Origin of the sequence: Lentibacillus sp. JNUCC-1 (genome assembly GCF_009741735.1) — a bacterium.
Lineage (GTDB): Bacteria > Bacillota > Bacilli > Bacillales > Amphibacillaceae > Lentibacillus_B.
The window spans coordinates 453237-479757 of the sequence record NZ_WHOH01000001.1 but is presented as its reverse complement, the minus strand read 5'-3'; the positions used below and the strand labels follow the sequence as shown (position 1 = coordinate 479757).

The following is a 26521-nucleotide window of genomic DNA, read 5'->3' as shown; positions in this document are numbered from 1 at the left end:
GTTCTACATGCGATCTTATGTACCGGATCATATTGCCATCATAATGGATGGAAATGGCAGATGGGGAAAAACGAGAGGATTAACGCGAAGTGAAGGGCATTATGCCGGCGTGAAAGCAATGGAGCGGGTGATTGATGCAGGAATTGAACTCGGTGTTAAAGTTTTAACTTTGTATGCATTTTCCTCAGAGAACTGGTCAAGGCCGCAAGATGAAGTGAATTATTTAATGCAGCTTCCGGTCAAATACTTTAAGCAGAAGCTTCCCGAATTTAAACGGAGAAATTGCCAGATTCGCATTTCAGGTAATATTGCCGTCTTGCCCAAAGGCACAAAACAGCGCTTGAGCAAGCTGTTGCTGAAACGCGCCTTAATAATGGCATTATTATTAACTTCGCATTTAACTATGGTGGCAGAGCAGACATTGTTCAGGCTGTCTGCGGAATCTGGCAGGAAGTTAAAAACAACAAACTCAGCCTCGATGATATTGATGAAGACGTTGTTCATACATTTCTATATACAGGCGATTTGCCAGATCCGGACCTGATTATCCGAACAGGTGGCGAAAAACGTGTGAGTAATTTTCTGCTTTGGCAATCTTCCATGTCAGAACTGTATTTCTCTGATGTCTATTTTCCTGACTTTACCAGCGACATGCTCAAGGAAATTATTGATCATTGCTTTAACAAAAGAGTGCCTGAAGAAATATAAGAGGGTCAGTCCCCAAGGCCTAAAGACCTTGGGAACTGACCCTTTCATAGATTCTTTCAGGGTGGGTGTAAACGTTCATTTTTTGGTCTCGAGCAAATCCGATAACAGTAATATTCAAGTCTCTGGCCAGCTCCAAGGCCAGATCGGTCGGAGCGGATTTGGAAATGATGATGCCAACCCCGATTTTTGAGACTTTCAGCAACACTTCCGAAGATACGCGGCCGCTGAAGACAATCACTTTATCTTTTAAAGGAACATGATCAGTTAAAACGCGTCCATATACTTTATCGAGTGCATTATGACGTCCAATATCGGTATGGACATACAGAAGGTCGTCTGCAGTGGCAAGTGCCGCGTTGTGCACGCCTCCTGTATCGTGAAAGTGCTCTGATTGAAGCTGCAGGGCTTCCATTAGTTTGAAGCATTGATCAACACGAATGGTCAGCTGGCTCATAATGGTTTTAGCTGTTTTAACATCACTTTGAAAATAAAATTGCCGGCTTTTTCCACAGCAGGAGCCGATCACGCGCTTGGAATGATCAACGTTCTTAGGATCAATGGGTGTGACAAGCTCTACATGGGCAAAGCCACCGGTTTCATCTATTTGTAAGGATTGGATGTCCTTAGTGGAACGAATGACCCCTTCTGATGCGAGAAACCCGATGATAAGTTCCTGCAGGTGCGTGGGAGAACAGACCATTGTTGCAAATTCAGAACCATTTAATGAAACGGTTAACGGATATTCAATCGCCACTGTGTCTTGTATTTCAGAAGCAATATCGTTATCAAACCGGATAATCTGCCATTCTTGTTTAACGAAATCGGTCATTCCTTCACCTTCTTTAAACATAACTGTCATCATAATAAATTGTTGCTGAAAATATGCCCTACTTTCAGTCTTTAAGTAAACAGCGAACTAACTAGTTAGATCTAATTTGGGATTTTATGACTGCCACTGGCAACCGCTCGGGGAAAACACTCCGCGTCCAGTGGGCGCTGATGAGCCTCCTCGCGCTGCGCGCTGTGGGGTCTCATCTAGGCTTTTGCTCCCACGGGAGTCTCCGTGTTTTCCCCGAGCTAGACATGAGAGGTTATTCTCTAACTCTTATGTGAGTAGAACCGTCCAAGCCTCTGAATTACATAGAGTGATTGGAGCGGAGGGAAGTCGACTCCTGCGGGAACAGCACGAGTCCGAAGACCCCACAGCGTTACATTAGGGAGGGTCGACTAAAACCGCCCTTTGCGGGCAACGTCGACATACCCCTTGCCGGGGCAAGGAGGCTGAGGCCGTGCCCGCGGCTAGAAGACACTGTGAAAGTGGTTTTCTTGAACAGATGTCGCACTTGAGCTGTGATAAAGTTAAAGCGACTTCCCGGAGCGCAAATCACGATACTCTCATTGTGGTAGTTAGTTGCCAGAAGCAGTCATTCAAGTTTTCTCTAGTTCGTAGTTTGTGTCAACTATTCATTTTAAATATGTTTTTGAAAGCAACAAATCCTTACATAGGTCATTGGTCATTCTTGGATACGGGCCCCGTGGGTTGTGAAGTGACGGGGGGGGGTTAGCTTATGTCCATTTCGAGTTCTTCGACACGTTTTTCCACGTATTTTGTATCTTTGTGGGCATAATAGGTTTCTGCTTTTTCTACAATAGCAGATACGTTGTATTCCGGAATGCCGGCGAAAGATTCATAGATGCCTTTTTCTATAAGAACATTTCCTTCAGGCCAATGGACCTCAATGTTCCCTTGTTTAACCTCAACAAACTTTGCACGGCCTGTCATGGAGCCATATGCGTTATAAGCTACAATGGCATCGCCTTCTTTTACCCCAAGCTCCGTGCCATCTTCTTCATTCATTAGAATATCATACCGGTCAGCATCATTAAATGGATCTGTTTCACTGTAAATCATAGAATTGAATTGCTTGCCGCGCCTCGTGGTAACGTAAAAGTGTCCTTCAGGTTTACGCAGTTCCGGTATTTCCACCGGAATTAAGTTGCCTTTCCCATCGGGAGTTGGACAGCTCCCGCCTTCGCAAAGCCAAGCACCACCCCATTGAAAGACATCACCACTTTCTTTCAGATGCTGAATGCCGTCATAGTTCGGGTTCGCTTTTGCTATTTCTTCACGGATTTCATCAGCATGTTTAAAATCAATCAAACTGGCTTGGTCCGGTTTGACACGTTTAGCGAGATCAACATAAATTTCCCATTCAGACCGTGCTTCCTCGATTCGAGGCCCTTTGATTTCCGGTGAAAAGTAAACCATTCGTTCTGTGGAAGTGGATGTTCCGCCACCGGGCTGCTCATAACGGGTCATGGCAGGCAGAACGATGACCGCTTCCTTGGCATCAACAAATGTTGATGTGTTAAAAATGATATCCTGATGAACCCTGATATCGACATTTTCGAGACATTCTTTCACGAAATCTGGGTCAGGCATTGTTTCCAGAAAGTTTCCGCCTGACATATAGTAAAGTTTGAGTTTTCGTTCATGATCCTCAGGGAGCACCGCATTTTCTAGTGACACACCGACAATATCTCCTTGCCATTCAGGAATATCAAAACCCCACAAGTCCCCAATTCGCTTTTGGTTCGTTTCATTCATATCACCGCCCGGCAAAACAAACGGGTCAGCTCCCATTTCACCTGAACCCTGGACACCGGAATGTCCTCTGATCGGCATAACGCCACAGTGCTCACGTCCAATAAACCCGCGTAAAAGTGCCAGGTTTGCTACTTGAGAGACGTTATCTGTACCGAATCGATGTTGTGTAAGTCCCATCGACCAGACGAAAACGGCAGATTTTGATTTGGCAAGAAGCTCCGCCAACTCAATCATCCTCTCTTTGGAAAGGCCTGAAGATTGTTCAAGCTGTTCCCAGTCATATGCTGCAACTTTGTTCTTAAGCTCATCGTAATTGTTCACATGTTCTTGAACGAAAGCATGATCAACAGCGGATCCAGGGGATTGTTCTTCCATCTCAAACCAATGCTTCATAATACCGTGCATGAACGCGATGTCACCACCAATGTTAACCTGGTACACGTCATCAGCAATTTTAGTTCCGAACAATGCGGATTCAGCAATTGATGGAACCCAATATGTATCCATGGCAGGTTCATGGTAAGGGTTGATAATAATAATTTTTGTGCCTTTTCGTTTGGCGGCGTACATGTATTTTGTCGATACGGGTTGGTTGTTGGCAGCAACAGACCCCCAAAATACGAGGACATCGGTGCCGATCCAGTCTTTGTAGTTACAGCTTGACGCTCCAATCCCGAGTGAACGGCTCAGTGCTGTTTTCGACGGGGAGTGACAAATGCGTGATGCATTGTCAATGTTGTTGGTACCGAGAAAACGCGCCACTTTTGCTGCGGTATAATAAGATTCATTCGTAATACCGCGTGAAGTCAGATAAAAAGCTGACTGCTTCGGCTGAACCGCTTTCATTTTATCAGCTATTAAATCAAGTGCGTCATCCCATGACAGGCGACTAAACTGGCGATCACCTGGCTTGCGAATCAGTGGATAGGGGATGCGACCCAATTTACGCAGTTCTGTACTGTCCATTTTTCTGAGTTCATCGATGTCTTTGTGCAAAATATCAGGTTTGATGGCGCTCATCGTGTTCAACCGAAGAACATTAAGACGTGTTGTACATAAGTGCGGCCCTGCCAGTGTTTGGTCTTGCAATCCGGCAACACCGAGCGCACACCCGTCACATACGCCTTTTGTCAAAATCCGTGTAGCATAAGGCAGATTATCTTTATTTTCCCAGACAACTTTCATCGTATCACGAATATGGTGCGGCTTAATTTTTCCGAGGCCAAAAGGTATTTTACTTGCCCAAAGACTTGGATCCGGTTTCTTCGATAGTTTTATAGGCCCGGTATGTTTAGTATTTCCCACTTTCATTCCCCCAGTAAATGATCATTTAAAGGCTGAAACGTTTGAAGACCGTCTTCAAATCGCTGTAGATAGAACCTGAATTAAGTATACCTTATTTATGTCTTAACTTCACCTGCAAATGTAGGTTTTACAGGTTAAGACAGGCCTTGCTGAGCCAGTAAAAGTATAGTTAAATACAGTTACCAGTATATTAAAGTGAAAGATTTTTAATTGAATTGTTACTTTTAATGTAAAAGAACGTCTAATGCATGAATCCAATATTGGAGGAACCATATATGGACTATCAACAAACTTTATCAGAATGGTTTGAGCTTTATAGTGATGATGTTTATCATTTTCTGGTTTATTATGCCGGTTCGAGGGATGTGGAAGATCTCGTACAAGAGGTATTTATTAAAGCAGGACGCGGGATGTCTAACTTTAAAAATGAATCCAGTCCGAAGACGTGGCTGTTCACAATCGCCAGACGTGTGGCGATTGATGAGTCCCGAAAGAAAAAAAGACGCGGGCTGGATGAGGCTGTCGAATACGATGACGGACGTGCAGCTGCTGAAAGACGTACACCTGAAGAGCAGCTTTTATCGGATGAAACAAAACAAGCACTTTATGAAGCCATCAATCGGCTGAAAACGAGTTACAGGGATGTCGTGATGATGCGTGCGATTAATGAGTGCAGTATAGCTGAATCAGCCGCTATTCTCGGCTGGAAGGAGTCAAAAGTGAAAACAACCTATCACAGAGCTATTAAAGCTTTGCAAAAGCAAATGAGTGAAAAAGGAGATGGGCAGGATGCGAAAACAGCGGGATATTGAAAAGCAGCTTAAAAACTTCCCGAAGCATCGTTTAAGCTCCGAGAAGAAAAAGCAGATTCATGATCAGTTAATGCAGGCACAACACTCCCGAACACGGGCGGGCGCTAACTCACCAACCAGAAAGGGCCGCATTAAGCATATAACTGCATGGGCTGCAAGTGTTGCTGCACTCATGTTATTTGGGTTGCTGGGCGGTTTTTATTTGCTTGATGAAAATAAAGATACAACCAGCAGTCAGTCTCAGGAAAAATCAGAAACCATTCTGGAGGATAAATCAGAGCCAGAGCAGCAAACAAATGATACAAAAGAAGCGGATACCGAGTCTAAAGATACAGAAACCAATGACACTGTAGAACTGCCAATGACGATGGACAAACAAAAAGCAAAATCCTTAATGGAGCATTTTAAAGCTTCTCTCATGGATTTGCGTGACACTACGGGACAAAATGGCGAACTCGAACAATTTGATTCCAAACAAGATGTTAAAACCCACTTCATGAAAATAATGACTGAGAAACTTGCCCAAGAAATAACAGATGCCTATATTGAGGAAAGGGATGGCCAAGTCTATTTAATCGGAGCAGGTGCGCCGACTTGGCTGGATCCCGATCAGGCATTCCAACTTGAACAGACAGGAGATGGGAAATACACGATCGGACAGGAGCGTAACGATGAGTATGGCGGACACCGTTATATGACCTATTACGTACAACAGCGAAAAGATCAATGGGTTGTTTCTGGTCTTGATTCTGAGAGTCTGGAAGAATCATTTGATATACGTGAGGCGTCCGACGAGATTTTGCAAGCTATTAAGCAACGCGATATGAAGTCCATTGCAGAGATGGCTCATCCTGACAAAGGTGTTCTCTTTTCTCCTTATGTTTATGTTGAGGAAAATGCAGTTAATGTCAGTAAGGATGAACTGTCAGATCTCATGCAGGAACCGGATCAGCGGCTGTGGGGACACTATGACGGAAGCGGAAAACCGATAGAATTGACGCCTAAAGCCTATTTCGATGAATTCCTCGACGTCAGCAAGTACTTGAATGATCCTGATGAAGTGCTAATTGATGATCCGCAGCACCGCGGCAACACGGTAAATAACGTGAAAGAAACATTTCCGGATTCCAAGATCATTGAGTACTATGATGGCGGTTCAGAGGAATACGCCGGTATTGACTGGTCCAGTATCATTCTTGTGTATGAAAAGGATGATAGTGGAAAATGGAAACTAGTTGCTGTGGTAAGGGATATGTGGACGATATAATGAGGTAAAAATGAACAAAGGAGCTTATCTGCATGAACATTGTTGTTGCGCCTGATTCCTTTAAAGGAAGTCTAACAGCTACCCAAGCCGCAGAAGTGATGAAGCAAGCGGTTCTGGAAGTTACTAAGAGTGCTTATGTGTCACTAAAGCCGATGGCAGACGGTGGTGAAGGGACGCTGGAAGCGATAAGCACTGCAAAGGAAGGAACTGAGATCCCTTTAACGTGCACTGGACCGCTTGGGGAACCTATTCAGACGTCATATGCCCTTGTTGAGGCCCAAACTGCTGTCATTGAATGTGCGAAAGTTGCCGGCCTGACACAAGTACCAGAGAAGTTGCGTAATCCAGATTATACAACGTCGTTTGGCATAGGTGAAATGATGTTAAACGCAATTGATCGAGGGTGTTCCACCATTATTCTCGGGCTCGGCGGCAGTGCTGTAAATGATGGTGGGTTTGGGATGTTGCAGGCTCTTGGTCTTAAGGGATTTGATCAAGCTGGAAACCTATGCGGCCTATTTGGCAAAGATATGCTTTGTGTTGACGCCATTAACAATACTCAGATGGATGGCAGACTTGCCAATGTCAACCTGAAAGTTGCCAACGATGTCGATAACCCGTTATGCGGTGACAATGGCGCAACTGCTGTGTATGGTCCTCAAAAAGGTGCCACCCCTAAACAAATAACTCTGTATGATAAGGGACTAGCCAGCTTTGGGCAAATGATCGAAAAAACATTTAAAGGATCATTTATGCATCAAGCTGGCGCCGGGGCGGCCGGTGGACTTGGTTTTGCTCTGTTGGCACTCGGTGCAGATTTGAAACCCGGCGCAAAACTGATTGCCGATTATATTCAATTAGAAGAAGCGATTCGGCATGCTGATCTTGTTTTGACAGGGGAAGGGCAAAGTGACAGACAAACATTGTACGGGAAAGCACCCGGATATGTAGGTGAACTTGCAGCACGGCATCACGTGCCCGCAGTGCTGATATCAGGTGCACTTAGTGATGACATGGACATATTGAGGGATCGTTTTGCAGGTTGTTTTTCGATTGTTCATAAACCGTTGACGCTTGAAGAATCAATGACAGATACAGAAAAGTTGTTGTTCAATCAGACTGTTCAGGTTATGCAATTATGGCAGTCAGCTCGAAAAAGCAATATTTGCTATTGATTTAATGACAGTTCAGGTGTATGATGGAACTACAAGCTACGATGTGCGTATTTATTTAAGTTTAAACCTCTACCTAAATATTAGGGAGTTTAACATCGGAGCCTCAATGTCAAGCCGTTTGTGAGCGGAGGACAGGATGGTTTCTGCAGACACCCACCTGGAAGATGTGGTGGTTTAAAACTTTCTATGATCAATACGGCATTTGTGGCTCGTTACATATGAAGATGACAAACCGATTTCCCCTTCTAGGGAAGTCGGTTTTTAGTTTAAATGTGTAAATGAACTAGAAAATAGGTGTTGCAATGGAGAAAAAACAACAAATGCTGATTGTAATTATATTGATTTCGGGCGCTTTTCTTGCCATACTGAACCAAACGCTGCTCGCAACAGCAATTCCACCGATTATGGATGAATACGGCCTTACAGAAAATACGGCACAATGGGTGACAACAATCTTTATGCTCGTTAACGGGATTATGATTCCGGTAACAGCGTTCTTGATTGAACGCTTTACGACAAGGGGGTTGCTTTTAACAGCAATGTCAACGTTTGCAGTGGGGACACTTATTTGTGCACTCTCCCCAACGTTTGCCATCTTAATGACTGGCCGGGTGGTGCAAGCCGCTGGTGCTGGGATTATGATGCCGCTCATGATGACGGTGCTCTTGCTCATTTTCCCCGTGGAAAAACGCGGTTCGGCAATGGGCTTGGTAGGGCTTGCGATTTCATTTGCTCCTGCCATCGGTCCGGCATTATCCGGCTGGGTGATTGATCATTATCCATGGCGAATTATGTTTTATATCATTTTGCCGCTTGCATTACTTGATATTTTGTTTGCATACTTATTAATGAAAAATGTAACTGAACGCACCTTCCCTAGAGTGGACATCATCTCAATTGTTATGTCTGTATTAGGTTTTGGGGGTTTGTTGTTTGGGTTCAGCAGTGTTGGAAATCATGGGTGGGCAAGCAGTCTTGTTATTGGTCCGCTCGTCGTAGGAATTGTGTCACTTGTATTATTCATTAGCCGCCAGCTTAAATTGAAGCAGCCCATTTTGGAATTTCGGGTTTTTCAGTATAAAACATTTGCGATTTCGACGGTCATCGGAATGATCGCGTTTCTTGGTCTGATTGGCTCCGAGACCATTTTGCCGATTTACATGCAAAACATGGCTGGGTTTACGCCGTTTGAATCAGGTATTATGTTGATGCCAGGTGCTCTTTTAATGGGGCTGATGTCGCCCATAACGGGAAGGATATTTGACCGGTATGGGGCAAGGCTTCTTTTAATTACCGGTTTGTCGATTCTGACAATCACAACGCTGATGTTCACAAGGTTAACGCCTGAGACAACCTTTGTATATTTATCAGTCGTGTTTGCCATTCGGATGTTTGGATTATCAATGGTTATGATGCCGGTAACGACTGCTGGGCTGAACCAGCTTCCAAAGCGGTTGATTCCACATGGCACAGCTATGACCAACACGATGCGGCAGGTGGCAGCTTCCATCGGCACGGCGGTTTTGATCACAGTAATGACTATGGGCGCATTAAATCAGGGAATTATGCCGAGCGACATGGTGCATGGTGTAAATCTTGCTTTCTATGTAATGGCTGGGTTAACATTCGTAGGTCTGCTCATGGCGTTTAAGATGAAAAGCGGCATATCAAGAGTGGAACCTGCGGAAGAACAGAAAGCTCAGTTGAATGCCTAATCAAGTGGGGGATATACTTAAATGACTAAATGTGATGAATGCGGAACACGGTTTAAATGGGTACAGATCTTTTTAAACATCTGGAGTGGTTACAGACCGGTACCATGTCGAGTGTGCGGGACAAAACACAAGATTGTTTATGCGTCAAGAGTGATCGGATCCATTGCAATTGTCGTGCCGGCTGTGATTGTCGGCTTCTTTGTACCGGAGTTGTCTATGCCGCTAAGGGTGGCGGGTATCTTTGGTGCCGGATTTGTCGTTTCCTTGCTTTTACCTTTTGTGTTGAAATATGAATCCAGATACGAACTCAAAGGACATGAAAAACAAAAAGATCAATAATAAACCGAGGTGGATCCCTGTTGATCCGTCTCGGTTTTATTCTGCAAATAGGACATTTCCTCTAATCGAGGAGGTGTGATATATTTGACTTATGAGAATTATCTATTGAGGGAGGCGTTGATGATGAAAGAAAAATATCCCGTTATGAAAGAAGCAGAAGCGTTCTATTACCCTGGTAATAACATTGGAGTTTTGATCAGTCATGGCTTTACAGGAACGACTCAAAGTATGCGTGAAGTCGGAAAACAAATTGCTGAGGCAGGCTATACAGTATATGGCCCGAGATTGACTGGGCATGGGACAGATCCAGAAGATATGGAGAAAGCCACTTATCAGGATTGGATCCATGATGTAGAAGCAGGACTTGAAAAGTTAAAGGAGACTTGTTCAACGGTATTTGTTGTCGGGCTGTCCATGGGTGGAACGTTAACCCTTTATCTTGCAGAGGAACATCCTGAAATTTCAGGTATCATGACCATTAACGGCGCAGTTGATATGAGTGAATTTGAAACAGGATACCAGCAATTGCAAGCATCAGGAGAACGGTTTGTTGAAGGCATTGGTTCAGACATTAAAAAAGAGGGTGTCACTGAACTTGCTTATGAGAAAACCCCGGTTAAAGCGATGGGAGAACTGGTTGCATTGATGAAACAAGTAAGAGAGAACTTATCAAAGGTAACAACGCCGACGCTCATTTTTTCATCAGACGAAGACCATGTCGTTCCGCCTGAAAACGCACAGATGATCTACAGGTCTATTGGCTCGCATGATAAGGAAATCATTGCAATGAAAAACAGTTATCATGTGGCCACACTCGATAACGATATGCCGCTCATCGTCTCTGAATGTCTTGATTTTATCGAAAAGCAAAGGAATGAATGAGTGTGCCTAAAGACACCCTGACCGAGATCATTACCTATATCAATAATTACGTTCATTATAAGAAAATTCCTGGTCTGGCCGTCGGTATGACCGCTAATGGAAACACGGTTTTTGTAAAAGGATTTGGCGTTAGACAGATAAATGATTTGTACAGCCGGGTCAACGCTGATACGATTTTCTCCATCCAAAGTCTTACGAAAAGCTTTACAGCCAGTGCCCTTGTGCATCTTGCTGAACACACAGATTTTAACCTAGATCGGCCGGTCATCGACTATCTGCCTTATTTCCGAACGAAAAGTGGCGCATTTCACGAGATAACGACTCGGCATATTTTGAGCCATACAGCTGGGTTTCCAGAAGATGTCTGGGTAGCGTCACTGCTTGACAGTGCTATGATGACCTTTGCTAAGGATATGCCGGAGTACCGCTTTTTGGATGAAAAGTTTCCAGATGTAGAGCAATTTCTGACCCGATTTGGGTCAAGAGAGGATATCACCCGGTATTTTGCCGAGATCGATTTAAGTTATATACCGGGTGAGTCATGGGCTTATTGTACGGATGCCTATGTCATTGCTGCAGATATTTTGGAAAAGGTAAGCGGTTTATCTTGGGAAGCGTATGTAGCAACCCATATTTTGAACCCGCTTGACCTGTCACGGACTATGGTCACCCCGTCGTTTGTCGCGGAAGAGGAGAACATCGCATCCTATTATTTAAAAACAATTGATGCCCCTATAGAAACGCCTCTTCCAAAAAACGCAGTCGGTGCACCAATGGGCTTCATGTATTCGACGATAAGAGATTTATTGATTTACCTCCAGGCACATATGAAGTCAGATGAGCGGATCATGTCCGAGACAAGCTTTGCAGAGATGCAAACGCCCTTCGCCAAACGAAAGGAAGGCTTGAGCTATGGCTTGGGGTGGAAAATCATGTCGAAGGACGGGGTGAAAATTGTTAGCCATGCGGGCGGATATCCCGGTGTGAGCAGTTTTGCAGCAATGATACCTGACTATCAACTTGGAATTGTGCTGCTTGCTAATACCGATTCATTGCGGCTGGAGACGGTTGCAGACAAAGTCATGAATATGTGGCTGCGGAAAACACACTCATGAAAGCTGAGCTCCAAAATAGATAGCGTTTGTTTGGTTATTATGATGTCGACGATCTCTTCAGTATCAGAATCGAATTCAATGTCTACAACGACACCGAATTCTTGTTCATTTTCGATCAGCCATAATTTAAAGGACTGAATGGACGTTGTGTCAGTTTGGCGCTTACCTTTGTGAAGATAGTCTACAATATCAGCATTAGGATAAGCTGCTTTGACTTCTTTCATCGCAAGCTTGCCCCACTTGGCATAAGGCGGTTCAGCGTACACATAATCAATACTAAGGGACACCAATATTAGAATCAAAAGAATGCCCAACAGTTTTATGAAGCCTTCCATAAAAACAGCCCCTTTCATACCTATATGGTGAGCGGGACTGCTTAAGATCATGCATAAGTTTGGACACTATATGATGTTGATCTGTCTTGCGTAGTCGTCCTTATATCGGCGATAGAAACTGACCATGCTCGGAATTGTGTCTACAAGGTCAGGACATGTGATATCACTTTTCTGTAGATCTTTTTGTGCCTGGCTGCAGTCAAAACGAGCTTCGGTCGTAAAGTAATCCAGGGCTTCTTGTTCTGTTCCGGTATACTTTCGCATTAGGCTGAAGGACAGGCCGATTTTTGCCATTGGAAGGGGCATGTGTCCCGATGGCGTCCTGCCGAGATAGTAGTAGGCGAGCAACTTATAAATGTCACGCATTTTATAGGGATTTGGGTCTGTAAGATGATACGTTTTTCCTACCCCTATATCCGCCATAGAAAGAAAACTTGTTGCTTTTAATACATAATCAGCTGGCACAAAATTCCCTTCTGCCTTCCCGTCTCCAAGGTAGGGAAGCACAGGCAGGTGGCGGATGCTGTCAAGAAAATTCAACATGAAATACAGCCCGTCAAATTTAATTGTTTCACCAGTTTCAGCATGCCCTTTCACAATTCCCGGCCGAATAATGGTTAATGGGATAACCGACTTTAAGTGGTCGACTTGTCTTTCTGCTTCAAATTTTGTTCTTTCATAATGATTCTTAAATGTCTGGCCGCACGACAGCTCATGCTCATAAATGTCACCTTCGCGTCTGCCTGACACATAAGCTGTGCTTACATATACATAACGTTTGAGTGAAGAAATGGTTTGGACCCAGTTGTTCACGTGACGCGTGCCTTCAACATTCACATTCCAAGCCAAGGTTTCGGGCACCGCCAAATCATAAATGGCCGCCAGATGAAAAACGTGTGTAACGGTTTGAATCAGGTGTGCTGTATGTTCCCGGTTAAGACCGAGGTCAGGTTGGGTGATATCCCCAGGCAAAATTGAAAACATACCTGGATTTAGGCTGTGTTTTTTAGCAAAGTAGTGAATGTCCTGTGTGGCTTGTCCTTCCAAAGAGGGTAATACGAGTAAGTAAATATGGTCAATATGTGTTCCGTGATCATTCAAAAGCTGTCTTAAAAGGCGCTGAGCAAGAAAACCGGGATACCCAGTCATGAAAAAAGTGTGCATGATATATGACCTCCTTTCTACTAAATATAGGTGTAAGTTATTAATCTGACAAGGCTTTCAAATTATAATACGTTTGCAAAAGGAGGGAAGGCGATTGCCCTTTTTTACATTGCGTCTCTTGACTTTCGTTGGATTATGGACGCTGTTGATTGTTAAATACAGTGAAAATGCAGCTATCAGTTTGTTATTCTTTGCTGCAGCATTGAGTCTTTATTTTTTTCTATCCATAAAAAATGTACATATTTGGATCTACTACACGCTCTCGGCTGTTATAATGCTCCATGCTCTATTGTTGACTGAGCATGTACTTGTCTCAAGTTTAATCTTAGGAAGTGTAGTTGGGCACGCTGCGTATCGCCATAAGGGCCGTGCTTTCACTTTTTATGTTGGTGTTAACGCATTGATATTAATAGCCCTGTCCTTCCTGCAGGATAAGCATTCGATTGATGCAGCTGTCACTGGCTTGTTTCTGGTCGTTATGGCTGTGCTGCTAAATAAAGCAGTTCTTGCTCGTGATAAGCAAATAGAGTTATATGAAGAATTGCTTAGCGAATACCACCGACTGAAACGATTGAATGTAAAGGCAGATCAAACGGTAAGGATTCAAGAACGCACACGTATTGCTCGTGATCTGCATGACTCAGTGGGGCATAAGCTCACATCACTTATTATGAAACTGGAAATGTTGGCAATCCAAGAAAAAAATCCGGAGTATCGTTCATTAAAACAATTGGCTGAGGATGGACTTAAAGAAACAAGAGATGCTGTACAAACGCTTCAAAGTGATGAACAGGAAGGCCTGGCTACTGTCATTAATCTCATTCGTAAGCTTGAAGCTGAAAGCCATATCATGATTCAATTTACAATTAAAGAAGGTGTCTTATCCACACCACTTTCAAATGCCAAAAGCGTTGTCTTGTATCGAGTGCTCCAGGAAGCACTGACTAACGTCATGCGGCATGGCCAAACACGAGAGGTTCAGATGACGCTTGGCAAGTCAGCGATTGATGACATCTCATTTGAAATTGAGAATGCTCATCATGCCAAGAAACCCTACATACCTGGATTCGGGCTTCGCAATATGAAAAAGCGCGTAGAAGAAGTAGGCGGCACCATCAGCATCTATCAAACCGAAACAAAGTTTATCGTTTCAGGAACCATACCGAGTGATTGACATAACTATGGCAAAGGGGGAGAGCCGATGTGGCGGGTATTGCTTGTTGAAGATCAAGCGATTGTTAGACAAGGTTTGAAGGTTATTCTTGAGCAGGATGACCAGATTAAAGTGACTCAGGAAGCAGAAAACGGACAAGAGGCAATTGATTTGCTGGAGAAGCATATCGTTGATTTTGTTATGATGGACGTTCGTATGCCAGTGATGAACGGCATAGAAGCAACTCGGTTGATTAAAAAGCGTTGGCCGCATATAAAGGTGCTCATTCTGACAACATTTAACGATGACGAATACGCTATGCAGGCGCTGCGTGAAGGGGCGAGTGGTTTTATGCTTAAAACAGCAGATGGAGGCAAATTGATTGAAGCTGTATATAGCACCATGCAAGGGGGCATGACCATTCATGACGAAGTGGCTGCAAAAGTCATGCCTCGTTTGCTTGAAAGTGCTCCTGAAAAGAACCCCATTGCACAAGAGGACTGTAATATCGAACTATCAGAGCGAGAACGTGCAGTCGTGAAGCTTATTGGGGAAGGCAAAACGAATAAAGAAATTGCCGACACACTTTTTCTATCGATTGGCACCGTGAAAAACTACTTGACTCAAATATTGCAGAAGACCGATCTCCGTGACCGGACCCAGCTCGCCATCTATGCTATCCGAAATGGACTGACCAGTGAAAAATAACCCACTATGCCCATTTTATAAAAGTATCTATTCTAAAAGATTGTTACTTTATAGCATAAGCTTTTAGTGAACTAATGCAAACTTGAATGACTGCTTCTGGCAACCGCTCGGGGAAAACACTCCGCGTCCAGTGGGCGCTGATGAGCCTCCTCGCGCTGCGCGCTACGGGGTCTCATCTAGGCTTTTGCTCCCACAGGAGTCTCCGTGTTTTCCCCGAGCTTGGTAAGGAGTGTTAATGTCCCAAATTAATACGTGTGCAGAACCGTCCAAGCCACTGAATTACATAGAGTGATTGGAGCGGAGGGAAGTCGACTCCTGCGGGAAAAGCACGAGTCCGAAGACCCCGCAGTGCGTACTGAGCTGCACCCCTAATGTTGGACACCATATCCAACATTAGGAGGTATAAAAATGTCCAAGTTTACCAAAGTTTTTAAGTTACAAATAGCTAAAGACTATGTGGGCGGAAAGTTCAGTTACCGAGACCTGGCAAATAAACTCAACATTGATGAATCTGTGATTAGGTATTGGGTGTTGTTATTTCAACACCATGGTGATAAGGCATTTGATTTTCCCTATACAAACTATTCGAGAGCCTTTAAACTAAAGGTAATAGAATTCATTAATGAAACGCATTATTCCATTCGAGAGGCATCTGCCATTTTCCATATACCTGATCCTTCTATGGTTCGAAGGTGGAGGAAAAAGTGGGAGAAAAGTGGAGAAGATGCCCTTGAATCAAGAAAGGGGCCTTCTGTTATGAATTCTCGCACTCAAAAGAACAAGCAGGAACCTGAGAATCAATCAATAGAAGCTATGGAAAAAGAGCTCGAATACCTTCGTATGGAGAATGCTTATTTAAAAAAGTTGAGAGCCTTGGTTCAAGAAGACCAATCACCAACAAAACCAAAACAAAAGTAATACTTGAACTAAGGCATAAATTCCCGGTGAGTAAGCTTGTAAAGGTTGCAGGTATTAAAAGAAACACTTATTACTACAACGTCAATCTTTTAAAACAACCGGACCCTGATCGCAAGTGGAAAAGAAGAATTAATTTTATTTATCACCGACACAGAGGCCGTCTTGGCTACCGTCGCATAACAGATGTCCTTAAAGAAAAAGGCCATGAAATAAATGAAAAAAAAGTACTTCGGTTAATGAGAGAGCTCGGGATCCATTGTGTCGTCCGAATGAAAAAATACAAGTCGTATAAAGGCTCATCAGGCAAGGCAGCACCAAACGTTCTTGAGCGTAACTTCAAAGCAGAAAAGCCGAATCTAAAATGGGTTACTGATGTAACGGAATTCAGGCTGTTTGGCGAAAAACTGTACCTTTCACCTGTATTGGACCTGTTCAACGGGGAAATCATTACGTACACACTTCAAAACAGGCCTACGTTCGATCTGGTGGAAAAGATGTTAGATCAAGCCTTGGAACACAAAAAGGACAGCGACGAACTGTTAATTCATTCTGATCAGGGCTGGCATTATCGAATCCCCCGATATCGGAAAAAGCTCGAGCAACATAACATTACACAAAGCATGTCCCGCAAGGGGAACTGTTATGATAATGCCGTCATAGAAAACTTTTTTGGGATACTAAAATATGAATTCCTGTATTTAGAGGAATTTGACAGCATTGAGCACTTTAAAAAAGAACTGGAAGACTAATATTTGGGTGCGTCAATAATTTTGTGTAAATAACCCTGTTCTGGTAGAACGGCTAGCTGATAGGTAAATTCAGGAAAATTTCTTTTTGAGCCACAGTGACAGCTGCTTGTCCTTGACCATATTGTTGCCTCTTCTTTGCGATTTGTTATGTTGGATTCAGGGTTTCCGACCAGCGAGAGCGGAGAAAAAGATCGGTCGTGGTGCGGATGGAGCCCTTAGGGCTTTATTTTTGCCATCTCTCCATTCATGCACCACCACGACCGCGAAACATGGTCAAGGATGGCGAACTTGAGATTAAGCCTGCACCTGTTGATCTTCAAACATATGCAGTAATTCTGGCTTAGCTTGATCAAATCCCCTGTGGCAACGGATACCGAATTTTTGATTATAATCTAAGAATTGAGTAACCAGGAATCGCTCCAAGGCATCTTCGTTGGGAAATTGTTCTTTGCGTTTCACGTATCGCTTAATTTCCTTATTAAATGCTTCGATGAGATTGGTTGAGTAAATACTACGGCGAATGGAAGCAGGGAAATCATAAAACGTTAATAGCTGTTCGTTCCCAACCACCGCGTCAATCACACGTGGATAAATCTTTTTCCATTTGTCCTGGAATGCATTCAAGGCATCCACGGCTTCGTCCCGATCCTTGGCTTGGTAGACGTTTTTAAAATCATCCAGAATGGCTGGGCGGTCTTTCACCCGCACTTTACTGGCAATGTTGCGGGCAACATGAACACAGCAGACCTGATGCTTGGCTTTTGGATAAACACGGTGAATGGCGTCCGTCATGCCGGGTAAACCGTCCGAAATGAATAGAAGGACTTGTTCCAATCCTCTCGCTTGTAGGTGTTGGATCATTTCTTCCCAAACATGCGTCGATTCTGTTGGTGCGATGGTGAAGTCTAGGACTTCTTTCGTTCCTTCCTCGGTAATGCCGATGGCAATATAAACGGCTTCCTTTTCAACCGTTTGACGACGAATGGGAATGTGCGTTGCATCCAGATAGATGCAGACATATCGTTTCTCCAGTTTCCGTTCATGAAAAGCCTGTACATCTTCCGCAACCAGCTGCGTGAAGTTGGATACGGTTTGTCTGGAATAATGATGTCCATACATTCGCTCCATCAAATCTGCAATTTCATCGGTTGTGATGCCTTTTTCATAAAGATGAATGACAAACTGTTCCAACGTGTCATTGGAACGCTGATACGGAGCGAGAGTTTCCGGTTGGAATTCACCATTTCGATCTCTGGGGATCGCAAGCTGAAGTTCACCATATTCTGTTTTAAAGGTGCGATCGTAGAATCCGTTCCGTGAGTTACCAGAATGGAATCCTTCGCGGGCATAGGGTTCATAATCCAGAAAAGCAGTTAGTTCATGTTTTAACAACTGATTAACAGCTGTCTCAAGATGGCGACGAAAAACCTCTTCAATGTCTTGTTTTTGGGCTAGTGCTTCGATTAAATCTGTAGTAAGATGGTTCATAGGGAAGACCTCTTTTCTGTGAATGTTGTCGCTAACTCTATTCTACAGAAAGGGGCTTCCTTTTTTAAATGAAGATCGTTTAATCGTCATTTCTATTTACACAAACTATTTTACACTCTCCTATATTTATTACTACAATCATTTAAGAATCAAATCAAGATTAAATCGAAAAACCCCAGTAGCTTATCGTAAGCTCTTTGAGTTAAATGCATAAAACCGAGTGTCCAATTTTATGGGTCCAGTGCAGTACATTAGGGAGGGTCGACTAAGTGTGAAAGTAGTTTTCTTGAACAGATGTCGCACTTGAACTGTGATGAAGTTAAAGCGACTTCCCGCAGCGCAAATCACGACCCTCTCATAAAATTATAGTGGATCTAATTAGTTCGCAGTTTACTTATATTATGCTTATAATGATACAAAAGCTTGGTAACTTGGTTATCGGGCTTTTTTTGTGAGTTGTTTTAGAACATGACTTAGGTCATATGGTTTGTGTTTAAATCATGACTGGAGGCAGTATTCCTTTTGTCTTAACTCCTATAAACTAGAGTTAGAAACCATGAACGGGGGAAGAGGCTATGCTTGAATTAATCGAGGTATCAAAGCGATTTAAGAAGAATCAAGCTGTGAAAAATGTAAGTATGTTTATTGAAAGAGGAGAGATTATCGGTCTGCTTGGTCCAAATGGAGCAGGGAAATCCACTACTATATCCATTTTGTCATCACTCATTGAACCAACAAACGGAGATGTGCGCTTGTTTAATAATAGCATCCTTAAATCACCGGGCCCCATTCGAAAAGTTCTTGGGATTGTCCCCCAGGAAATTGCCTTGTACACGGATTTGACGGCGTCTGAAAACCTGAAGTTTTTTGGGAAACTTTATAAACTGTCTGGGCAAGTGCTGAAAGAACGTGTTACTGAAGTGCTCAACATCGTCGGATTAACAGATAAACAAAATGAAGTGGTGAAGACTTTTTCAGGGGGGATGAAACGGCGGCTCAATATCGGTGTTGGCCTTATGAATGATCCGGAATTGCTTGTGATGGATGAACCGACAGTAGGGATTGATCCGCAATCACGTAAATATATACTAGAAACCGTCAAGCGTCTGAACAAGGAGAAAGGCGTAACCATTTTATACACAAGTCACTATATGGAAGAAGTTGAATTTCTTTGTGACCGGATTTACATCATGGACCAGGGAAATCTGATCGCATCCGGCACAACAGAGGAAATCAAACACATTATGTCAGCTGAAAAAACAGTTTTGATACGGACTTCTGAGATCAATGATGCCTTTTTGGAAAGGCTTAATGAAGATCCAACCATTCAGCATGTGACGGTGGAAGAAGAAATGATCACAGCTCTTGTACCACGTGAACTTAATTTATTCCCAGTCATATCACATGCAGCGGAAGAAACTCAAACAGAACTGATGGCTGTAACGATCCAATCACCGACACTTGAAGATGTCTTTCTGCATTTAACAGGCCGGGCATTAAGGGATTAGGAGGGAAGTGAAATGATATGGTCAACCATAAAAAAGCATGGACTTCTATTCTGGCGCAACCACTCCCATATGCAACTCTTGATTGGCTTACCGTTAATTTTGATTGCTATTTTAGGGTTTTCATTGCAAGGATTTATGAGTGGGGATGTGACGACGTCATTTCAAGTGAAAGTAGCGTTGGTGGAACACGAGAATGAAGAAACACAGATCAATCAATTTATTCAAGAGCTTAATGATCAAGGACTACCACCTGAACACATACAAGAGCTGAAAAATAAAGCTGTATCTTTTGCGCCGATCGGGATGTTTAAAGAGATTGTTTCCGATCAGCTTGACGGCGCTGTAACGATTGATAGGGTTGATCCAAGTGAGAAAAGTGCTGTTCTCGAAAATGATGAATATGCTGCTTTGATCGAGGTGCCGAAAGGTTTTACTGTACAGACTTTGAAACAGGCTTTTTTAAATGAAGCACAGGAGGAACAGGCACAGCTCCATATTATCAAGAATGAAGATAACCAACAGAAGGCTCAAATGGTTGTTGATTTATTCAAGACCTACAAAGAACAGCTGGCACGATCGATATATATTCAAAAACTTGACTTGAATCAGGATATGCTCACAGCCGGAATGGGGTCTGCAATTGGGGCGGCACAAAGTATTGGTCATGCTGAACCTATATCTGCAAAGACATATTATGCCATAGGAATGGTGACGATGAACATGCTTTTTGTGGCCACTTCAATTGCTATGTGGGCCTATCATGAGCGCGAAAATCACATATTTAACCGCATGATCATCAGCGATACAACAAGGCGGCAATATGTACTTGGAATTTTTGCTGCCGGCAGCCTGTATGCATTACTGCAAGCTTTAGTGATATTTGGTATTTCGGTGTTGCTGTTTAAAGTCTATTGGCCTGATATAGGATTGTTTATGTTTGTAACAGGGACACTTGCGCTATCGGTGGGTGGTTTGGCGGCGCTGTTATCAGCCGTCAGTTACCAGCTCGATTCGCTCGCTGTCACCAGTTTATTCAGTTCTTTTGTCATTTATATGTTTGCATTTTTGGGCGGGAGTTTCTTCCCTGTCAGTGATGTGGCGGAAATTATAGGCAAAATGGGCAATTTGACACCAAACGGAGCAGGCATGACAGCTTATTTAACCATCATGCGCGGTGGAGATTTAATGGATATTCTGCCTTATGCAAGTGCCCTGGGTATTGCTGCGCTTGTTCTCTTAATTGCGGCGTTAGCGGTCTTTCCGAAAAGAGGTGCTCACATATGATTGGCATACTGTCAGCAAAGTTTAAATTAATTTATCGTAAACCAGGGATGCTTCTGAGCATGACCATTATGACATTTATCTTTGCTTTTGTTGTTGGTATGGGGGACAAAGGCAGTGTGCAGGTTCCCGCATACGAAGCGGATGAGGGTGTTCGGGACTCCTTTGGGCAACAGCTTTCTGAGCTAAATGGATATTCTTTTACGTGGATGGACAAGGAAAATCTTATTAAGCAAATTGAAAGCGGCAAGGCGGAAATGGGTGTTATTCTTCATGATGAGGAATTTGAGGTGCTTGTCGGCGTTCAATCCGGTTTTGTGAATCTGGTGCAACAGAATATTGAACAGGTGTACAGAACCACCATGCAGGACAAAAATATTGTGGAAGCAGCGGCATCAAGTGGGAAAACTGTTCAGCTGGATGACCTACATCAAGCTGTTTCGGCAGGGCCTTTTCAATTGGAAGTTGAGAACGCTGGAAAGGAAGAAGGCGCTTCTTATAATCAGGCTTATCATGCATTGTTCGGTTTCACGTTGTTTTTTGTCATTTATACAATTGGCAACAGTGTGTTTCAAATATTAGCTGAAAAAGAGATGGGCGTTTGGGATCGATTAATTCTTTCACCTGTAAAAAAGTGGCAGGTCTACACAGGCAACTTCCTCTACAGTTTTTTAATCGGATACATCCAGGTTGCAATTGTGTTCATTGTATTTAACTATGTGATTGGTGTTGATTTCAAAGGGCAATTTACAGAGATGTTGCTGGCGATATCAGCTTACGTGTTTGCGATTGTTGCATTATGTATATTGCTAACCGGTATTGTTAAAACAGGACAACAGTTTAATGCGGTGATCAGCATCGTCGCACTTGCGATAGCAATGATCGGAGGATTATTCTGGCCGCTTGAAATTGTAGAATCGGATATTATGCTCATGCTGTCTAAGGGGGTGCCAACATCTTATGGGTTAAGTTTGATTAAAGATATTGTCGTTTACGGGCACTCATTTTCGGAAGCTCTTTTCCCAATGGCCATGCTTGTTTTTATGGGGGTCTTGATGGCAGGTGTTGGCATTCATTTAATGGAAAAAAGACATATATAAGTCTTGTAAACAAGTTCCAGTGAGCTTTTGCTAAAAAATCTCCATAAGTATCTATTTTCATATTATAATGGATGAAGAGGCAAAACTCAGGGGGAATAGCATGAGACGTAAAAAGTGGCTGAAAATCATAATTGGGTTGGTACTTTTTGTGTTGGTCATTGATATTGGTGCCAGCCTGTTTTTCTATAATTTAGCAATTAAACGAGAGGAAACCAAGGATTTTCTGCAAGGAAACAAAGATCTTGAGGTTTCAGCGGAAGCGATGGCTGAATTCACTCAGGGTGATTGGCGTGACTGGGTGCGTGAACAGCCGTTTGAATCGATGACCTTGACCTCATATGACGGGCTCAAGCTGGAAGGCTATTTCCTGCCGGCAGACGAACCGACTGATAAACTGGTTATTTTGACGCATGGCTATCTTGGAAATGGTAAGCAAATGGGACTTTATGGAAAATACTATTATGAAGAGCTGGGCTACAACATCTTTATGGCAGATGCCAGGGGACACGGACAAAGTGAAGGGGATTATTACGGCTTCGGATGGCATGATAGGCTTGATCTGATCGACTGGACTAAAATCCTCACTGAAAAGCTGGGAACTGACACTGAAGTCGTCTGGCATGGTTTGTCAATGGGAGCAGCATCCGTCCTGATGGCAAGTGGGGAAAAGGTGCCTGAAGAGGTGCATGCGATTGTGGCCGACAGCCCGTATGCAAGTGTGTATGACTTGTTTGCTTATCAGATGAAGCGCATGTTTCACTTACCGGCATTTCCGATTCTGGACAGCACAAGCGTTGTTTCAAAAGTGCGAGCAGGGTATTCACTTACTGAAGCCTCAGCTATGGACCAGGTGAAAAAAGCCGATGTTCCAATCCTTTATATTGCAGGTGAAGGAGACACATTTGTCCCGACAGAAATGGCGCTTGAACTCTATGAAAATACCAACAGTCCGGCTGAGATTCTTACGGTGGAAGGCGCCAATCACGGAGAATCCTATATTGTAGACCGAGAAGCGTATTTGAATAAATTGAACGCCTTTTTAGATCAATATGTAGAATAAAATGAGACAGGGTCCCTGGCAATAAGGGAAGCCCTGTCTCATTTTCAAAACTTACAAATATGTCTCAAACCATCTTAAGATATGATTCAGACGTTCGATTCGCATATATGGCGCACCGCTGCGGCTCAGTTCGTGATTTGCACCTGGAAAACGGACGAATTCCACTTCTTTTTCAAGATGCTTCAGTGTGATAAACAACTGCTCGCCTTGTTCGATTGGGCAGCGAAGATCCTGCTCACCATGGACAATTAAAAGCGGTGTTTCAACGTTAGCTGCATATTTCAAGGGTGAGAAATCCCATAGTTTTTCAGGATCGTCCAACAGGTTCAGGCCGTGCTCCCATTTGGTGAAGAAGAACCCAATGTCACTTACACCATAGAAACTGAGCCAATTGCTGATGGAGCGCTGAGTGACGGCTGCTTTAAAGCGGTTCGTGTGGCCGACAATCCAGTTGGTCATGAAGCCGCCGTAGCTTCCACCTGTAACGCCAAGCCGTTCTTCATCGATAAAACTGTAATTCTCTAATGCATAATCAACAGCGCTCATCAGGTCTGTGTAATCTTTGCCACCATAGTCCTCACGGCAAGCATCTACAAAGTGCTGACCATAACCATGGCTGCCGCGCGGATTCGTATAAAGAACGACATATCCTTTTGCCGCGAGAAGTTGCATTTCATGGAAGAATGACTGTCCATACATCATATGCGGACCGCCATGAATTTCAAGAACGAATGGATATTTTTTGCCTTCTTCAAATCCGTATGGTTTCAGCAGCCAACCTTGGATTTCCCATCCATCTTCAGCGGTTACCGTCAGTTCTTCAGGTACAGCAAGATGTACATCAGCCAAAAATCCGGCGTTCGCCATCGTGATTTGCTCAAACATCCCATCAGTGCCGAGCTTGTAAAAATTACCCGGGTCTACAGGCGTGCTGACGCCTATAATAAACGTATGTGATGATTTATGGTAACTGAACCCAAATACATGATTGTCGCGGTTATAAAGTGTAGACAGTTCACCATTTAATGTAACAGAGTGTAAGCCGGTTGCGCCTCTGTCTGTGCCAATGAAATACAAGGTTTCTCCATCTTCACTCCAAACTGGCCCAGCTTCAGAGGCCCCCAGTCTGGTGTCCCCGATCATTAAATCGCCTACAGGAAAATCCCAATCGGAACTGAGACATGTCCGTTCATTTGTTTTCAAATCGTATACATACAGATCATTTAATGTCGCTCCGGCGTATTGCTGTTCATGGCCGACAACAGCAACCTTCGTTCCGCAAGGCGAGAATACTCCTCCGCCATAGCTGCCTTTGCCATTGGTTAATTTTTCAATTTGCTTGGAGGCTGTATCCAATTTATATATATCGTTAATGAGTTCACGATCAGCTTGTTCATTTAAGTTAGCAGCAAACAGGATGGTCTGCCCGTCTGGTGAAATATCAAGAAATCCGTGATCTGCATCAGCTGAAGTCAGTTGCGTAAAAGACTCATTGTCAATGTCATACAATACGATCTGGCTGCGTTTTGCATCCCGAAAACCGCTGGCATCAGATTTATGTTTCAGCTGATCGATGACAATTGGCTGTTTCTTTTTCTCTTGGGCTTCTTTCTGACGCTCTTCTTTTGATAATTCCTTTTGACGCTCAACATCGTCATCAGCTTCAAGCATGGCTGTAAAAATAATAAACTTTCCATCTTTTGACCATTCAGGATTAACAGCACCATTTTTAAAGGTGGTTAATTGCCTCGCTTCACCGCCCTCAACCGGGAGAAGCCATAACTGTGGCACACCGCTCCGGTCAGACTGAAATACGATGGACTTGCCATCCGGAGAAAAGCGCGGGTGACTTTGTTTGCTTTTGTGGAATGTCCACTGTTGTGGATTGGTTTCTGATAGATTTTGAAAAAAGAGTTGTGATTCATACGAGTCATCATCTTTCACTTTTGTTGATACAAAGACATATCCGCTGCCATCAGGGGCAATTTGCGGATCACTGTATATATCGAGTTTTTTGAAATCTTCTGCCGCAATTGGGCGCAGTGTGTGTTCTGTCATGCTAATTCCTCCTCATTTCGCTTCAGATTATAACAACTTTTCTTTATTTTAATCTATTTCGGGTGGCGAATCAAATCTTAAAGATATAAAGACCCGAACACTCAATGGTATCCGGGTCTTATTTTGTATCCGTCATTTACATAATTTCTATTAAACAAGGAACAGAGTTTTGGACCTATGATTGAATAAACTGAGGATCCTTTTTTCTGTATGTTTGTATTTGTGCACTGAAACGTTCTTGAAGTTTTCGTGTAATAGGGCCAGGCTTACCGTCAGCAACGATTGTCTGATCAACTTTTGTAATTGGAATGATCTCTGATGTTGTACTCGTCAAAAACATTTCGTCAGCTGTGGTAATCTCTTCAACTGTGAAACCGTCTTCAACGAAAGGGATGCCTAACTCATCTGCGTAGTTTTCAACACGCCTGCGTACACAACCGTGCAAAATGCGTTTAGTCGCAGGGAACGTATAAATCTTTCCAGCGTGTACCAAATAGACATTTGACGAGGTGCACTCTGTGACTTCACCATCAATGTGAAAGATGGCTTCATAGCAACCTTGTTGGCGAGCTTCCTGTTTGGCAAGCACATTTGGCAATAAGTTCAAGCTTTTAATGTAGCAATAGCTCCAACGCACGTCGGGTTTGGTTATAGTGGAGACACCATGCTCCAGGTGCTCTTCGTTGCGCGGCAAGTCATTGATATAAGCATACACATTTGTTTTCGCATCTGCCGGGAATAGATGATTTCTTGGAGCAGAGCCGCGTGTTGCTTGTAAGTAAACCGTGCCGTCTGCTCTCATATCATTCTTCTCCAGAAGTTCAATAAGCAATGTCTTAAGCTCTTCGTTCGTAAACGGCAGTTCAAGTTTAATAGCTTCTGCCGATTGAAATAGTCTGTTGACATGCTCGTCAAATAAATCATACTGGCCATTATAGATGCGGATTACTTCATAAACACCATCACCAAATTGCAGGCCGCGTTCTTCAAAGGGATACGTTAGATTATCCTTATGGGTAAAACCTGTTTGGGACATGATGATTGGATATTGGGTCATTGTTAGCCTCCTAATT

At 43.4% G+C, this 26521-nt stretch carries 21 protein-coding genes, 1 other RNA gene and 2 pseudogenes; 17 read left to right on the top strand and 7 right to left on the bottom strand.

Going from position 1 to position 26521, the window contains the following annotated elements; translation table 11 throughout:
• Positions 1-7 precede the first annotated feature (7 nt).
• Positions 8-708, top strand: a pseudogene (uppS, locus tag JNUCC1_RS19430) (polyprenyl diphosphate synthase).
• 19 nt (positions 709-727) lie between these two features.
• Here the strand turns inward: uppS and fdhD are convergent.
• Together fdhD and JNUCC1_RS02290 are read right to left on the bottom strand one after the other, a co-directional pair.
• The gene (gene fdhD / locus JNUCC1_RS02295; protein WP_156643812.1) at positions 728-1537 is read right to left on the bottom strand and encodes a formate dehydrogenase accessory sulfurtransferase FdhD; all 810 of its coding nucleotides are present in this window, start codon (positions 1535-1537) and stop codon (positions 728-730) included.
• 732 nt (positions 1538-2269) lie between these two features.
• Complete coding sequence (locus JNUCC1_RS02290; protein WP_331713567.1) at positions 2270-4621, bottom strand: FdhF/YdeP family oxidoreductase; 2352 nt, start codon at positions 4619-4621, stop codon at positions 2270-2272.
• A gap of 275 nt (positions 4622-4896) precedes the next feature.
• Between JNUCC1_RS02290 and JNUCC1_RS02285 the strand changes: the two genes are divergently transcribed.
• From JNUCC1_RS02285 to JNUCC1_RS02250, 8 genes are all read left to right on the top strand, one after another.
• On the top strand, positions 4897-5433 hold the full coding sequence (locus JNUCC1_RS02285) for an RNA polymerase sigma factor (protein ID WP_156643810.1): 537 nt from the start codon (positions 4897-4899) through the stop codon (positions 5431-5433).
• Positions 5411-6700: a hypothetical protein gene (locus tag JNUCC1_RS02280; protein ID WP_156643809.1), complete on the top strand. Its 1290-nt coding sequence runs from the start codon at positions 5411-5413 to the stop codon at positions 6698-6700. The genes JNUCC1_RS02285 and JNUCC1_RS02280 overlap by 23 nt, the downstream gene beginning before the upstream one ends.
• Before the next feature lie 32 nt (positions 6701-6732).
• A complete protein-coding gene (locus tag JNUCC1_RS02275; protein WP_156643808.1) occupies positions 6733-7875 on the top strand; it encodes a glycerate kinase in 1143 nt (380 codons plus the stop codon).
• Between the two features lie 30 nt (positions 7876-7905).
• A non-coding RNA gene (gene ssrS / locus JNUCC1_RS02270) (6S RNA) lies at positions 7906-8090 on the top strand.
• Positions 8091-8177: 87 nt separating this feature from the next.
• The gene (locus JNUCC1_RS02265; RefSeq protein WP_156643807.1) at positions 8178-9590 is read left to right on the top strand and encodes an MDR family MFS transporter; all 1413 of its coding nucleotides are present in this window, start codon (positions 8178-8180) and stop codon (positions 9588-9590) included.
• Between the two features lie 21 nt (positions 9591-9611).
• A complete protein-coding gene (locus tag JNUCC1_RS02260) occupies positions 9612-9929 on the top strand; it encodes a TIGR04104 family putative zinc finger protein (protein WP_156643806.1) in 318 nt (105 codons plus the stop codon).
• Positions 9930-10052: 123 nt separating this feature from the next.
• A complete protein-coding gene (locus JNUCC1_RS02255; RefSeq protein ID WP_156645360.1) occupies positions 10053-10811 on the top strand; it encodes an alpha/beta hydrolase in 759 nt (252 codons plus the stop codon).
• 2 nt (positions 10812-10813) lie between these two features.
• Positions 10814-11926: a serine hydrolase domain-containing protein gene (locus JNUCC1_RS02250; protein ID WP_197431600.1), complete on the top strand. Its 1113-nt coding sequence runs from the start codon at positions 10814-10816 to the stop codon at positions 11924-11926.
• Here the strand turns inward: JNUCC1_RS02250 and JNUCC1_RS02245 are convergent.
• Both JNUCC1_RS02245 and JNUCC1_RS02240 read right to left on the bottom strand, forming a co-directional pair.
• Positions 11827-12261, bottom strand: a complete 435-nt coding sequence (locus tag JNUCC1_RS02245; protein ID WP_231746948.1) for a DUF3889 domain-containing protein — start codon at positions 12259-12261, stop codon at positions 11827-11829. The genes JNUCC1_RS02250 and JNUCC1_RS02245 overlap by 100 nt on opposite strands.
• 66 nt (positions 12262-12327) lie before the next feature.
• Positions 12328-13425 (bottom strand): SDR family oxidoreductase, encoded by a 1098-nt coding sequence (locus tag JNUCC1_RS02240; protein ID WP_156643803.1) that lies wholly within the window; start codon positions 13423-13425, stop codon positions 12328-12330.
• A gap of 94 nt (positions 13426-13519) precedes the next feature.
• Here JNUCC1_RS02240 and JNUCC1_RS02235 point away from each other — a divergent pair, with 94 nt between their 5' ends.
• From JNUCC1_RS02235 to JNUCC1_RS18430, 3 genes and pseudogenes are all read left to right on the top strand, one after another.
• Positions 13520-14599 (top strand): sensor histidine kinase, encoded by a 1080-nt coding sequence (locus JNUCC1_RS02235; protein WP_156643802.1) that lies wholly within the window; start codon positions 13520-13522, stop codon positions 14597-14599.
• 27 nt (positions 14600-14626) lie between these two features.
• Complete coding sequence (locus tag JNUCC1_RS02230; protein ID WP_156643801.1) at positions 14627-15286, top strand: response regulator transcription factor; 660 nt, start codon at positions 14627-14629, stop codon at positions 15284-15286.
• Positions 15287-15694: 408 nt separating this feature from the next.
• Positions 15695-16950, top strand: a pseudogene (locus JNUCC1_RS18430) (IS3 family transposase); the annotation flags it as partial.
• A gap of 297 nt (positions 16951-17247) precedes the next feature.
• Here the strand turns inward: JNUCC1_RS18430 and JNUCC1_RS02215 are convergent.
• Positions 17248-18441 (bottom strand): IS256 family transposase, encoded by a 1194-nt coding sequence (locus tag JNUCC1_RS02215; protein ID WP_156643798.1) that lies wholly within the window; start codon positions 18439-18441, stop codon positions 17248-17250.
• Positions 18442-18463: 22 nt separating this feature from the next.
• On the opposite strand from JNUCC1_RS02215, the gene JNUCC1_RS19425 reads away from it, so the two are divergent.
• From JNUCC1_RS19425 to JNUCC1_RS02195, 5 genes are all read left to right on the top strand, one after another.
• On the top strand, positions 18464-18655 hold the full coding sequence (locus JNUCC1_RS19425; protein ID WP_442915411.1) for an IS3 family transposase: 192 nt from the start codon (positions 18464-18466) through the stop codon (positions 18653-18655).
• A gap of 361 nt (positions 18656-19016) precedes the next feature.
• Positions 19017-19949 carry an ABC transporter ATP-binding protein gene (locus tag JNUCC1_RS02210; protein ID WP_156643797.1) on the top strand — a complete coding sequence of 311 codons (933 nt, stop codon included), beginning with the start codon at positions 19017-19019 and terminating at the stop codon, positions 19947-19949.
• A gap of 12 nt (positions 19950-19961) precedes the next feature.
• Entirely contained in the window at positions 19962-21233 is a 1272-nt protein-coding gene (locus tag JNUCC1_RS02205; RefSeq protein WP_156643796.1) for an ABC transporter permease, read from the top strand.
• Positions 21230-22330: an ABC transporter permease gene (locus JNUCC1_RS02200; RefSeq protein WP_156643795.1), complete on the top strand. Its 1101-nt coding sequence runs from the start codon at positions 21230-21232 to the stop codon at positions 22328-22330. Before JNUCC1_RS02205 ends, JNUCC1_RS02200 begins: the two co-directional genes overlap by 4 nt.
• A 100-nt stretch (positions 22331-22430) precedes the next feature.
• Complete coding sequence (locus tag JNUCC1_RS02195; RefSeq protein ID WP_156643794.1) at positions 22431-23390, top strand: alpha/beta hydrolase; 960 nt, start codon at positions 22431-22433, stop codon at positions 23388-23390.
• A 51-nt stretch (positions 23391-23441) separates the two neighbouring features.
• On the opposite strand, the gene JNUCC1_RS02190 is transcribed toward JNUCC1_RS02195, so the two are convergent.
• Together JNUCC1_RS02190 and dat are read right to left on the bottom strand one after the other, a co-directional pair.
• A complete protein-coding gene (locus JNUCC1_RS02190) occupies positions 23442-25448 on the bottom strand; it encodes a S9 family peptidase (RefSeq protein WP_156643793.1) in 2007 nt (668 codons plus the stop codon).
• Between the two features lie 175 nt (positions 25449-25623).
• The gene (dat, locus tag JNUCC1_RS02185) at positions 25624-26505 is read right to left on the bottom strand and encodes a D-amino-acid transaminase (protein WP_156643792.1); all 882 of its coding nucleotides are present in this window, start codon (positions 26503-26505) and stop codon (positions 25624-25626) included.
• Between the last annotated feature and the right edge of the window lie 16 nt (positions 26506-26521).